The sequence below is a fragment of the Neglectibacter caecimuris genome, assembly GCF_034335015.1.
GTDB lineage: Bacteria > Bacillota > Clostridia > Oscillospirales > Acutalibacteraceae > Acutalibacter > Acutalibacter caecimuris_A.
The window spans coordinates 459,989-472,083 of record NZ_JAWXXK010000004.1; the positions used below are offsets into that span (position 1 = coordinate 459,989).

Annotated in this window: 9 protein-coding genes; 2 read left to right on the plus strand and 7 right to left on the minus strand. The window is 53.3% G+C overall.

Features of this window, described 5'->3' with window-relative positions; translation table 11 throughout:
• Nucleotides 1-24: 24 nt before the first annotated feature.
• The 6 genes from U8T64_RS08520 to U8T64_RS08545 form a co-directional block, all read right to left on the minus strand.
• Nucleotides 25-1,473 carry a MerR family transcriptional regulator gene (locus U8T64_RS08520; RefSeq protein ID WP_322182822.1) on the minus strand — a complete coding sequence of 483 codons (1,449 nt, stop codon included), beginning with the start codon at nt 1,471-1,473 and terminating at the stop codon, nt 25-27.
• 214 nt (nt 1,474-1,687) lie between these two features.
• Nucleotides 1,688-3,157, minus strand: a complete 1,470-nt coding sequence (locus tag U8T64_RS08525; RefSeq protein ID WP_322182824.1) for an ASKHA domain-containing protein — start codon at nt 3,155-3,157, stop codon at nt 1,688-1,690.
• Nucleotides 3,150-3,707, minus strand: a complete 558-nt coding sequence (locus U8T64_RS08530) for a DUF2284 domain-containing protein (RefSeq protein WP_322182826.1) — start codon at nt 3,705-3,707, stop codon at nt 3,150-3,152. The genes U8T64_RS08525 and U8T64_RS08530 overlap by 8 nt, the downstream gene beginning before the upstream one ends.
• A 110-nt stretch (nt 3,708-3,817) precedes the next feature.
• Nucleotides 3,818-4,810: a uroporphyrinogen decarboxylase family protein gene (locus U8T64_RS08535; RefSeq protein WP_322182828.1), complete on the minus strand. Its 993-nt coding sequence runs from the start codon at nt 4,808-4,810 to the stop codon at nt 3,818-3,820.
• 17 nt (nt 4,811-4,827) lie between these two features.
• Nucleotides 4,828-5,457: a corrinoid protein gene (locus U8T64_RS08540; protein WP_322182830.1), complete on the minus strand. Its 630-nt coding sequence runs from the start codon at nt 5,455-5,457 to the stop codon at nt 4,828-4,830.
• Between the two features lie 91 nt (nt 5,458-5,548).
• A complete protein-coding gene (locus U8T64_RS08545) occupies nt 5,549-6,613 on the minus strand; it encodes a uroporphyrinogen decarboxylase family protein (RefSeq protein ID WP_322182831.1) in 1,065 nt (354 codons plus the stop codon).
• A 135-nt stretch (nt 6,614-6,748) separates the two neighbouring features.
• Between U8T64_RS08545 and U8T64_RS08550 the strand changes: the two genes are divergently transcribed.
• The gene (locus U8T64_RS08550; protein WP_322182833.1) at nt 6,749-7,594 is read left to right on the plus strand and encodes an AraC family transcriptional regulator; all 846 of its coding nucleotides are present in this window, start codon (nt 6,749-6,751) and stop codon (nt 7,592-7,594) included.
• A gap of 854 nt (nt 7,595-8,448) precedes the next feature.
• Here U8T64_RS08550 and ppdK read toward each other — a convergent pair.
• Complete coding sequence (gene ppdK / locus U8T64_RS08555) at nt 8,449-11,085, minus strand: pyruvate, phosphate dikinase (RefSeq protein WP_322182835.1); 2,637 nt, start codon at nt 11,083-11,085, stop codon at nt 8,449-8,451.
• 371 nt (nt 11,086-11,456) lie between these two features.
• Here ppdK and pth point away from each other — a divergent pair, with 371 nt between their 5' ends.
• On the plus strand, nt 11,457-12,065 hold the full coding sequence (gene pth / locus U8T64_RS08560) for an aminoacyl-tRNA hydrolase (protein ID WP_322182836.1): 609 nt from the start codon (nt 11,457-11,459) through the stop codon (nt 12,063-12,065).
• The last annotated feature ends 30 nt before the right edge of the window (nt 12,066-12,095 follow it).

The following is a 12,095-nucleotide window of genomic DNA, read 5'->3' on the forward strand; positions in this document are numbered from 1 at the left end:
ATTCTTCAAGAAATAACCACGGCTTCAATCAGTCTTTTTCATAGTAAACAAAAACTCGCATTCCGCTATTTCCGCTCCCTGCTTTGGGGAAAAGACGGTATCATATTCCTGAGCACAGCCGGAAAACGCGTAATGGCAGGAAAGCTGTACGCCGTAAAGCTCCAGGGAAAAGTCAGCAAAGGGGGCTTCCAGCTGTTCCGCAAGGTCTTTCAGCTCTTTTTTTGTCCAATCCACCCCGTCTTGGGCCAGCGTAAAGGACATGGCGGAAAGCATGATCTCCTCTTGATTGGCATAGAACAAAAGGCTTTTCTCGTCCTTGATCGGTATTACAGTGCGGCTCTTCAGGGTGACCTCCGTGATCCGCCCCTCTTTTTCCACAAAAGAAAATTGCGGCATTTCCTGGCTTTCCCCTATCGTAATTGTGTAAACGCCGGGCTCCCGCGCTTCGATCCAGTTCCCGGCGCTGTCCAGCGTGTAACGGGTATCGCCGTAATAGTACCATAGGTAACGATCGTAATTTTCACAAAATTCCGCAACGGTAAGCTCTCCCCTGTGCTTTGGCAGCTCTGCCCGAAGCACGGAAAGGAAGAGCGCGAAAAACAGCAGCAGGTAAGCGCCCGTCATTGCGAAACAGCGCCAGTTTTTCGTATCCCGAACTGTTTCCTCGGAATCGTATTCCCAGGAGAGCGTTCCCAGCTTATCGTAGATACGGTAGCATTGCAGCATACGGATCCAGGAATAAATCGGAAGCTGAAAGCCGGTTTTCACAAGCACGCCCCAGGTTCTGGCCAGCGCCTTGCGGTAGGTCAGCCTGCGCCCATCGTTATCCATCACCCGAAGGCCGAAGATCCATTTTCCCGGCGTTGTTCGAAGCAAAGAAAGAAACAACGGCTCCAGAAACAGCATGAGAAGAAGCCCGGCCGCAAAATCCAAAAGATTCTCCGCGCCGGATCGGTCTGTGGCCTGAATATGACATACCAGCAGCAAAAAGATAGTCCAAAGGCAGGCATAAAATGCCAGATCGAACATTCTGGCGAAAAAACGCCGCCAGGGCACCCAGGCCCTTGGAGCCTGATCGGAAAGAAGCTCCGGCGCGGCCTGCATGCCGTTTTGATCCATGGAATCCAGATATTTCTGGGCGTCCAGTGTTTCATACAGTACGCCTTCGTCCCGCATTTCCCGGCAGATCTCCCAAGCCTTTTCCAAGCTTTCCCGATCCGCGGTAAGCTGCGCCAGCTGCCGGTTCAAGACCGTTGTCAAATTCACTGCACCGCTTTGAATTGCCTTGATTTCTTCCAAGGGGATATGCAGGCTTCGGAGAAGCTTGATCCGCTTCAATATCGCAAGATTTTCTTCCGAATAGTCCCGATAACCGTTTTCTTCCCTTGCGGGAGAAAGCAGTCCCTCCGCCTCGTAAAAACGGATATTTGCTCTGGTCATGCCGGAAAGCTCTTCTATTTCTTTGATCGTCATAAAAAGCACCCCCAAAATGACTTTCCTGATACCAAAATACAGTATCAAGCAGGTTTACAGTCAAGCTTTTTTTGATTTTTATCCGGCGAGACTTCTGAATTTTTTCTATGCTTCCAGTATAGTCCTATTGACAAAAAATGTCTACCGAGAGCTTTCTTAAAAGCAGATACGCGGAGGCAAAATTTACTGCCATATGGCTCCAAAACGGCAGTGCTTAAAAATCATTCCCCAAAAACATGTTGTTGACGTATTTTTCGTTAAACACGGCATTGCCGCCAAGGTTTACATGTTTGGAAAGCCCGGCGATCCGGCTGAGCTCCTGCTTTTCCCTTTGATCCAGCAGCACCCGGGACACGCCGGCAAGGGCCGCGTTTCCCAAAACTCTGGTTCGATCTTCTATCCCCTTGGGAAGCAGACCGATCTCCACGGCGCTTTCCACATTCAAATGGCTGCCGAAACCGCCGGTGATGTACAGCGTTCCAATCTCTTCCACCGTTGTCCCCGCCGTTTCCAGAAGGGTTTCAATGCCCGCGGCAATGGCCGCCTTGGCAAGCTGGACAGAACGGATATCCTTTTGCTCTATGGCGACCCCCTCCGTCAGGGAAAGGGTATCGTCCTCCAAGGCGCCGGTCTCATCGATCTCTCCGTTTTTCAGGCCCGCGGCAATGGCGTCGATCAGCCCGGAACCACAGATCCCCACCGCTTTCGCCTCGTGGATCGTATGGATCCGCAGCTTCCCCTCCTCCAGCCAAACCCGGTCAATAGCCCCGCTGATGCTGCCGCAGCCGCAGGAGATCCCGGCCCCTTCAAAGGCAGGGCCGGCGGCGGTGGAGGTCACATACAAAACGCCGTCTTTCCACAAGGCAATTTCGCCGTTGGTTCCAATATCACAAAGAAGAGAGGTTTCCGCTTTCTGACACATACCGGAAGCCAGCACGGCGCAGGTGATGTCCGCCCCCACAAAAGCATTCATGCAGGGCGGTAAATAAGCTTTTCGACCGGAAAAATCCGCTTCTGTATCAAACAGGGTTTCCGCCAGGAAGGGTGCGTGGGAGAGGCTCTCCGGATCGATCCCGCAGAGCAGGTAAAGCATGGTTGTGTTGCCTGTAATTGCCAAAACGTCCGGCTGTTTTTCTTCTGAAACGGCCTGCCGCATTAAGGCTTCCACACACTCGGTGACCTGAGCCTGCAGCTGAGAAAGTTTCCCCCCCATCGCGGCCTCGATACGGCCCATAACATCGGCTGCTTCTGAGGTTTGCGGATTTAGCGCCGCCGCCGTGCCAATGCACTGGCCTGTTTTCAAATCAAACACCTTCAGCACGATGGTGGTAGTACCGATATCTACCGCCGCTCCATAGGTTCCCGGCATGGGCCGCAGGGAAACGCTTTGTACGCCCGTTTCCGTTTCAATATCCATGGCTCTGCCGCCATTGGGCAGGAACACGGAAGCATCTCCCAGAATGACCGCCTGACAGGATAACCGCTTCCCTGCTTTTTTTTCCTGCTCATTGGGCTCAGAAACAGCGCCGGAAAGCTCTACGGCGCATTTGCCGCAGTTGCCGTGACCGCCGCAGGGGTGCGGCAGGGAAAAACCGGCCTTCTCCAAAATATCGTCCAACAGAGCCGCCCTTTCAAAAGGGATTTTATGGGCGTTTCCATTTTTCCAAATCGTCAGTTCAAACATCGTTCTCCTCCGGAAGCAGGATCATGCTGAAAAAGGTCACGGTGTCCTGCCCATTGATGTATTTCAAATCGGTATCCTTCGTAGTATTGTACACATCGACGCCGTAGCCCTCCAAAGACGGCATCGCGTTTTCAGGGGAAACACAGGGCTTCCCCTCTTTTTTGGCGCAGACTTTACAATAATGACAGCCGCCGTTGATCAGGTGGAGATATCCTTCAGGCAGCAGGGGCTTTAAGGCCTTTTCCACCTTGCGGCTGATCTTCGCGTGAAGATTTCCTGCTTCCTGCATTCCCTCAATATCAAAGCTGTCCTCCAGTTCAGAAATTGTCTGGTACAGCAGCCCTTGAGGGTATTTTTTGACGGTTTCGATCAGCTCGTCAATATCTCCGGTATCCGGAGGACACATCCAGCAGCGCCCGTAATTTCCGCAGGTATTCTCCGCGCAGACGTCCCGGAAGGCACGGGAGGTCACAATCTTGCTGCCGGGGATCACAGTCGCCTTGGCAGCACCCTCGGCAAGAATCATTTCAACCAGTTTTTCCAGATCCATCGTATCTCACTCCTTAGAGAATTCAACATAAAATCATTCTCCGGTCAATTTTCAAAAAGAAAACCGCATCAAATGAAAGACGTGCTTCATCTAATGCGGTTTCCGAGAAATCAGTCTTTCAAAGCTTCAAAGAAAGCGTTGATAGTATCCCAACTGGAATGAGCGGGAATATCGCAGCCGGAAGAAGGAATGAAATTTTTGTATTTCCCACACTTCTCCAGCAGTTCCTTCGTGGCGGCACGTATTGACTCTGGCGTACCCTGCGCGAACTGAGAAGCGGGATCCACATTTCCCATGCACAGAGCGTCTGCCGGCGCCGCTGCCAGGATCTCGTCCATCTTGACCGCGTTTCCGAAATGATACGCCACGGCGTTCTGAGAGAAAATACTATCCAGCATTCTCGGCACGGCATTGCCGCAGTTGTGATAGACAATACCGAAATTCTCGTCCTGCAAAGCGTCAATAATGCGCTTGACATAGGGCACGGAGAATTCCTCCGCCATTTCGGGATTCAGAATACCGGCAAGGGGCTCCGCCATCATAATGCCGTCCGCCCCCGCCGCCTTCATAGCGGCACCGTACTGGATCAGAAACTCCGTGGCCTTCTCCAGAACGATATGCACCGTTTCCGGTTCGTCATAGCAGATATACATGATCTCCGTCACATCCATCAGACGGCCCGCCAGAGAGAACGGACCGATGGTGCCCGCAAGCAGGGGCTTATCGGTGATGCGCTCCTTCGCCTGACGAATTCCCTCTACGCAAACGCCGATGCGCCCGGCCTCCAGAGAGGGGATCTGCAAAGCCTCGGCTTCCTTTTCATCGGAAACAAGCTGCCCCACAATAGCGGGGATCTCGTTTTTGGAGAATTTTACTTCCGCTCCGAAGGCTTCCGCTTCTACGGAAAGATCCATCAGGCCAATGGCCGTCAAAATATCTGTTTCCTTCGCAATGACCTCCATGGCCTTTGCCTGAAGCTCAGAGGTTTTTACCAGCTGCTCCACGTCTACCCCCAACTTTTGCGCCGCGGGGAAAGACAGAATCGGCAGCCCTTGCCGGGGCTCCGCCTTTGCGGCGTCCCAGAGAAATTTACTGATATTCATTCGCGCCCCTCCCGTGCTTACTGTACGAACGTAAGGGCCATATCCGCAGCGCTGGCAGCGTCTACCGTGTAGCCGTCGGCGCCGATCTGCTTGCAGAACTCCTCGTTGACGGGAGCGCCGCCGATCATGATCTTTACGCGGTCATGGATCCCAGCGGCCTCCGCGGCCTTTACCACGTCTTCCATCACGTGCATGGTGGTGGTCAGAAGAGCGGAGCAGCAGATGATATCGCAGTTATTCTCGATTGCGGCATTGACAAAGGTTTCAGGAGCTACATCGGTACCCAGGTCGATCACCTCAAAGCCCTTGCCCTCCAGCATCATCTTTACCAGGTTTTTACCGATATCGTGCAGGTCGCCCTGTACCGTGCCGATACACACCTTACCAACAGACTCCACACCGGCCTCAGCCAGCAGGGGCTTCAGCAGCTCGATGCTCTGGTTCATGGCGCGGGCCGCCATCAGAACCTCGGGAACAAACACCTCGTTCTTCTTAAATTTTTCGCCAATGGAGCTCATACCGCCCAGCAGGCCTTCTTTCAAAATGTCCTGAGGATCTACACCCTCGTCAATAGCCTTCTGTACCAGCTCTTTTGTAGCCTTAGACTTGCCACTTTCCAGCAGCTCTGCAATTTCCTTCAAAATCATGACAAAAGTCCTCCTTGAAATTTTCTGTAAAAGAGTGTATATTTGTAACAAACCCGGAAAACACCGGGGCAGTACCGGGAAATAGTATTCCTTAATAACTGCCGACCTTTTTCACCGTCTCAATAATGCGCTTCATGTTCTCCAAGCTCACATCGTCAGGGATAGAGTGGTCAGAGGAGAAAATATAACCGCCGTTCTGCTTCAGAATGGGAATCTTTTCATTGATTTCCGCAATCACTGCCTCCGCGTTGGGCCACTGCTGTGCATTGATACCGCCGTGGAGAACCAGCTTATCGCCGAATTCCTTCTTGAGCTGGAGAGAATCCATACCGGCCTTGACCTCCAGAGGATTTAAAGCATCTACTCCAGTTGCCACAATATCAGGAACCAGGGTCATTACATCGCCGCAGGAATGAAGTTCCGCGAAAATACCGTGGTCGTGGGCCCATTTCACGCCTCTGGTATGATAGGGCTGCAGCAGATTGCGATACATGGCGGGCGAGAAGAACGTGGTTCCCTTATAGCCCATATCGTCCCACCACCACATTTGGTCGAAGTGATAGCCGGCATCCCAAATGCGGGTAAACAGCTTTTCACAGCGATCCAGATAGGTATCAAACATATCCTGAACCAATTCCGGCTCTTCCATCATGGCGATCAGGGTAGTATCTGTTCCCATCATATGGGAATGAGTCACGTCAAAGCCAAACCAGAAATTGCCGCGGATCCAGTACCCCTTTTCTCTCCATTTATCGAAATTATTTTTCAGCAGATCCCAGGGAATGCGGTCATCGTCCAGGGTCATGCGGGCTTTAGCTTCTTCCCAGGCATCCGCGTCCACCACCTTATAGTCCAGGTTTTCCGGGGTGGATTCCGCATTCTTAAATTCCTTTGTGGTCACGCCCCAGGGCGTGGTGGAAATGATATAACGATCCGTTTCCTCAATGATCTTTTTGGGGAATCTGGGAGAGATATCAATATCGATATGAACTACCTTATCGATATCGAAATACTCAGTCCAATCGGTGTTCTGAGGCATTCCCTCCTGATTCCAGCGCCGAACAGTGGTAAACCAGGGATCATCAGTGATCGGAATACGATCTGCTTCACGGTGTTCAAAGGTTCTCTTAAAACGTTCCCATGTTGTCATGGACATGCTGTAATTCCTCCCAAATAGGTTTGGATGATATCTTCATATTAGCAACGAAAAAAAAGCAAGTCAACCTCCTTTCAAAACAGTGTTCTCTTTTTGACATAGATAATCAATTTTTTGATATCGAGGAGTTTTTCTATGTATCACGAAAATGGTGATTTCGGCCAGGTTCGGCTGGCGAGCCTTGTTCCCACCTTACAAAGCGAAGGGTTATTTTCTCTGCATTCTGTTGGATGGCACAAGTGCAATGACCATTACCAGATCTCTCATCCAGACGGCAACGACGACCATCTGATTTTAATTACGACCGGCGGCTGCGGCTTCATGGAGATCGAGGGACTGCCCTATGAGCTTCCTGCCGGAACCATCGCCTTTATTCCCCGAAATGTCGCAAACCGTTACGGAACCCCCAAGGGTGGCCTTTGGGAATTTTACTGGCTTCACCCCTGCGGAAGCGCCGCCAACAGTTTTTTGGACGCCGTGACCCGACGAGGCTCTTTTCTGAAAAGATTCAGTACGGATCGGGACTATGCCCCCCGTATGGAAAAGCTTCTCTCCCTCTGTACGGAGCGCACGGACGATACCTCTCTCTACCTTTCTCAAAAGCTCAGCGAGCTTCTGCACCTCGCCGCGCTGGATCTGTGCGCAAAGCCGAAGTCGGTCTCCCTTTCCACCCATGTGATCTCCTATATCGAACAGCATTATGACGAGCCGGTAAAGGTGGAGGATATCGCCGGAACCCTTTTTATTTCCAGCGCCCATCTCATCCGGATCTTCAAAAAAGAAAACGGCTGTACTCCCCACCAGTACCTTTTGCGATACCGCCTGCTCTCCGCGGCGGAGCTTTTGAAATTCAGTGAGCTGCAGGTAAAGGAAATCGCGGCCCAGGTGGGCTTCTCCTCCTCCAGCCATTTCAGCAGCTGCTTTTATAAACGGTACGGCTGCACCCCTTTGCAATATCAGGAGCAGGCTTCCATTAAATAGAGGATTTGCGGAAAAAGCCGCAAATATACTGTATTTCGGCCACTTCTTTCCCTCAACCGGCGGCAGATCACGGTCCAGCCCCGTGGGAAACGCTGCTTCCCTGCCTTTCAAAGGCTGTAAGGCATACTGTAATGCTTTTATTGTACCGCAAGGCCGCGTGATCTGACAGAGGACAAACCATATATTTTTTATAAAAAGCATGGGCTGCCGGAAAATTTGACATTGCTGAGCAATGTCAGCGGGGAAGTTAGTTCGGTAAATTGAAATTTAGCGGCGAGGCGCCGCGGCCACTCGTGAAGCGGCTTGGTACGGAAAGCTAGTTTCTGACCCGACCGTTGGCAGGGTGGTAAATTGGAATTTGGCGGCGAGGCGCCGCGGCCACTCGTGAAGCGGCTTGGTACGGAAAGCTAGTTTCTGACCCGACCGTTAGCAGGGTGGTAAATTGGAATTTGGCGGCGAGGCGCCGCGGCCACTCGTGAAGCGGCTTGGTACGGAAAGCTAGTTTCCGACCCGACCATTGGCAGGGTGGTAAATTGGAATTTGGCTCCGCTCACTTCTCGCCTGTCATCCTGAGCAGAAAGCAAGGAGAACCTTGCTTTCTTGGCGAAGGATCTCGTCCTTTGGCTCTTTGACCAGGAATGAAGAGCGAGATCCTTCGTCGCTTCGCTCCTCAGGATGACAAAGGAGAGGACTTGTTCTTCTCTAACGACTAACGACTAACAGCTAACGACTAGTTCGCTAAACCATAACTTTCTGCGCTGCTATGCAGCGCCACCACCGTCCAGAATCTAAAAAGGGCGCGCTGCAGTTTTTCTTTCTGCAGCGCGCCCTTTTTTCAAGCTTTTATTTAGGGATTACTTTCTGGGGTTCTTGATCGCGGCCTGAGCGGCAGCCAGGCGGGCGATCGGAACACGGAAGGGAGAGCAGGAAACGTAGGTCAGGCCTACGTTGTGGCAGAACTCGATGGTGGTCGGGTCGCCGCCGTGCTCGCCGCAGATACCCAGAATGATGTCGGGGCGAACGGCCTTGCCCTTTTCGCTGGCCAGCTTCACCAGCTGACCAACGCCCTCCTGATCCAGACGGGCAAAGGGATCGTTCTCATAGATCTTATTCTCATAATAAGAGCTCAGGAACTTCCCGGCGTCGTCTCTGGAGAAGCCGAAGGTCATCTGGGTCAGGTCGTTGGTGCCGAAGGAGAAGAACTCGGCCTCTTCCGCGATCTTGTCGGCGGTAAGAGCGGCGCGGGGGATCTCAATCATGGTACCTACCTTGTACTTCAGGTCGGAACCGGCCTCGGCGATGATACGGTCGGCGGTTTCAACCACTGTCTTCTTAACGAACTTCAGCTCCTTGACCTCACCTACCAGCGGGATCATGATCTCGGGCACGATGTGCCAATCGGGATGAGCCTTGTTCACATTGATGGCGGCCTTGATGACGGCCTCGGTCTGCATTTCCGCGATCTCAGGATAGGTGACGGCCAGACGGCAGCCACGATGGCCCATCATGGGATTGAACTCATGGAGAGAGGAAATGATGGCCTTGATATCCTCCACGGTCTTGCCCTGAGTTTTTGCCAGCGCCTCGATATCCTTTTCCTCGGTGGGAACGAACTCATGCAGAGGCGGATCCAGGAAGCGGATATTGACATGCTTGCCCTCCAGGGCCTCGTACAGCTTCTCAAAGTCTCCCTGCTGCATGGGCTCCAGCTTGGCAAGAGCGGCCTTGCGCTGCTCCACGGTATCGGAGCAGATCATCTCGCGGATCGCGGCGATACGGTCGGGATCAAAGAACATGTGCTCGGTACGGCACAAGCCAATGCCCTGAGCGCCGAAGGTCACAGCCTGCTGGGCGTCCTTGGGGGTATCGGCATTGGTGCGTACCTCCAGCTGGCGGTACTTGTCGGAGAGCTCCATGATCCGGCCGAAATAGCCGCCGGTGGTGGAAGCGGGCACGGTGGGGATCGCCTCGCCGTAAATGTTACCGGTGGTGCCGTCGAGAGAAATGTAATCTCCCTCATGATAGGTGCGGCCGTTCAATTCGAACTTCTTGTTGGCTTCGTCCATCTTGATGGCGCCGCAGCCGGAAACACAGCAGGTGCCCATGCCGCGGGCAACCACAGCCGCGTGGCTGGTCATGCCGCCGCGCACGGTGAGAATACCCTGAGAGTAGTGCATGCCCTCAATATCCTCGGGAGAGGTCTCCAGGCGAACCAGAACGACCTTCTCCCCCTTCTGGCCCTGCTCCACGGCGTCCTCTGCGGTAAAGACGATCTTGCCGCAGGCGGCTCCGGGAGAAGCGGCCAAAGCGCTGGCCACGGGAGTGGCGGCCTTCAAAGCGGCCGGATCAAACTGCGGGTGCAGCAAAGCGTCCAGCTGCTTGGGATCGATCATCAGCAGCGCGTCCTCCTCGGTCTTCATGCCCTCGTCGATCAGATCGCAGGCGATCTTGATGGCGGCGGTGGCGGTGCGCTTGCCGTTTCTGGTCTGCAGCATGTACAGCTTGCCGTGCTCCACGGTAAACTCCATATCCTGCATGTCGTGATAATGATCCTCCAGGGTCTTGCAGACGGCCTGGAACTGAGCAAACGCCTCCGGGAACTTCTCGGCCATCTGTGCAATAGGCATAGGAGTACGCACGCCGGCCACAACGTCTTCGCCCTGGGCATTGGTCAGGAACTCGCCCATCAGCTTCTTTTCGCCGGTGGCGGGATCGCGGGTGAAGGCCACGCCGGTGCCGCAGTCATCACCCATGTTGCCGAACGCCATCATCTGCACGTTGACGGCGGTACCCCAGGAATAGGGGATCTCGTTCATCATGCGGTACACGTTGGCGCGGGGGTTGTCCCAGGAACGGAACACGGCCTTGACGGCGCCCATCAGCTGCTCTACGGGATCCGTGGGGAAATCCTCACCGATCTTGTTCTTGTATTCGGCCTTGAACTGGTTTGCCAGCTCCTTCAGATCCTCGGCGGTCAGCTCGGTATCCTGAGTGACGCCCTTCTTTTCCTTCATCTCATCGATGAGCTGCTCAAAATACTTCTTGCCCACTTCCATAACCACATCGGAATACATCTGGATAAATCTTCTGTAGCAGTCATAGGCCCAGCGGGGATTGTTGGACTGCTCCGCCATGACCTGCACCACTTCCTCATTGAGGCCCAGGTTCAGAATGGTGTCCATCATGCCGGGCATGGAAGCGCGGGCGCCGGAACGAACGGAAACCAGCAGAGGATTGGTCTTATCACCGAACTTCTTTCCGGTGATCTCCTCCATTTTTCCCACATACTCCATGATCTGGGCCTGGATCTCGTCGTTGATCTTCCGGCCGTCCTCATAGTACTGAGTGCAGGCCTCGGTGCTGATGGTGAAGCCCTGGGGAACGGGCAAGCCGATCTTGGTCATTTCCGCAAGGTTCGCGCCCTTGCCGCCAAGAAGCTCCCGCATGGACGCATCGCCTTCGCTGAACAGGTAAACGTACTTGTGGCTCATTGGTATCTACCTCCTAAAAGTGTTCAACCGGACAGATGAACTGGCCTCCGGGTGACAGCAAAACATGCCGTTCGGAAAGCTCTTCGGCTTGTCCGCACGGTATCTTTAGAAAATTATACCAAACTCTTCCGAAAAATTCCATAGGGAATTCAAAGAATTTTTCAAATTTTTTTTGCAAAAATCGCGAATCCCCGGTTTCTCTGCCCGTCCCACGCAAAAACCGGCAAAATACCGCTTGAAAAAACAAACCGCTGCTGGCATAATAACATATAGACCATTCCTTGAGAACCCCGGCGGGCAGGAGCCTCCTTCCCGCCCTGTCTTTGTGTTCTGAAGAGTAAGCGTACTTGTTTTGGGAAGGCGGAAAAGCTATGCTGGATTTTATAAAAAAAAATCGTCCCCGTTCGGGAGGCTCTGTGGAATTTATGATCGTCGGTCTGGGAAACCCCGGCAGGCAATATGAAAACACCAGGCACAATGCCGGCTTTATGGCCTTGGACCGCATTGCGGAGAAAGCTCACACTGAGATCAAGCGTATCAAATATAAGGGGCTGATCGGGGAAGGCGTCCTTTCCGGGAAACGGGTGCTGCTGTTAAAGCCCACTACCTTTATGAACCTCAGCGGGCAATCCGTACAGGAGGCCATGAGCTTTTACAAGCTGACACCGGAGCAGGTCCTGATCCTGTTTGACGATATCAACCTTTCCCCCGGGAAGCTGCGGATCCGCAGGAAGGGCAGCGACGGCGGGCACAACGGCATGAAGAATATCATTTATCTCTCCGGCTCTGATCAGTTTCCCAGAATCAAGCTGGGAGTGGGACAAAAACCGCACCCCGATTATGATCTGGCGGACTGGGTGCTTTCCAGGTTCACCTCTCAGGAGCTGAAGGAGCTGTCTCCCGCTCTGGACAACGCCGCGGCCGCGGCAGAGCTGATCTTAAACGGCGAGCTGGACCGGGCGATGAACCTTTATAATTGAGAGCCGAAGCTTCTTTATGATCTGCCGAAC

What these genes read in the sequence shown, in the direction of transcription:
- U8T64_RS08520 (WP_322182822.1), bottom strand. Translation starts at nt 1,473, where the DNA reads ATGACGATCAAAGAAATAGAAGAGCTTTCCGGCATGACCAGAGCAAAT.
- U8T64_RS08525 (WP_322182824.1), bottom strand. Translation starts at nt 3,157, where the DNA reads ATGTTTGAACTGACGATTTGGAAAAATGGAAACGCCCATAAAATCCCT.
- U8T64_RS08530 (WP_322182826.1), bottom strand. Translation starts at nt 3,707, where the DNA reads ATGGATCTGGAAAAACTGGTTGAAATGATTCTTGCCGAGGGTGCTGCC.
- U8T64_RS08535 (WP_322182828.1), bottom strand. Translation starts at nt 4,810, where the DNA reads ATGAATATCAGTAAATTTCTCTGGGACGCCGCAAAGGCGGAGCCCCGG.
- U8T64_RS08540 (WP_322182830.1), bottom strand. Translation starts at nt 5,457, where the DNA reads ATGATTTTGAAGGAAATTGCAGAGCTGCTGGAAAGTGGCAAGTCTAAG.
- U8T64_RS08545 (WP_322182831.1), bottom strand. Translation starts at nt 6,613, where the DNA reads ATGTCCATGACAACATGGGAACGTTTTAAGAGAACCTTTGAACACCGT.
- U8T64_RS08550 (WP_322182833.1), top strand. Translation starts at nt 6,749, where the DNA reads ATGTATCACGAAAATGGTGATTTCGGCCAGGTTCGGCTGGCGAGCCTT.
- ppdK (WP_322182835.1), bottom strand. Translation starts at nt 11,085, where the DNA reads ATGAGCCACAAGTACGTTTACCTGTTCAGCGAAGGCGATGCGTCCATG.
- pth (WP_322182836.1), top strand. Translation starts at nt 11,457, where the DNA reads ATGCTGGATTTTATAAAAAAAAATCGTCCCCGTTCGGGAGGCTCTGTG.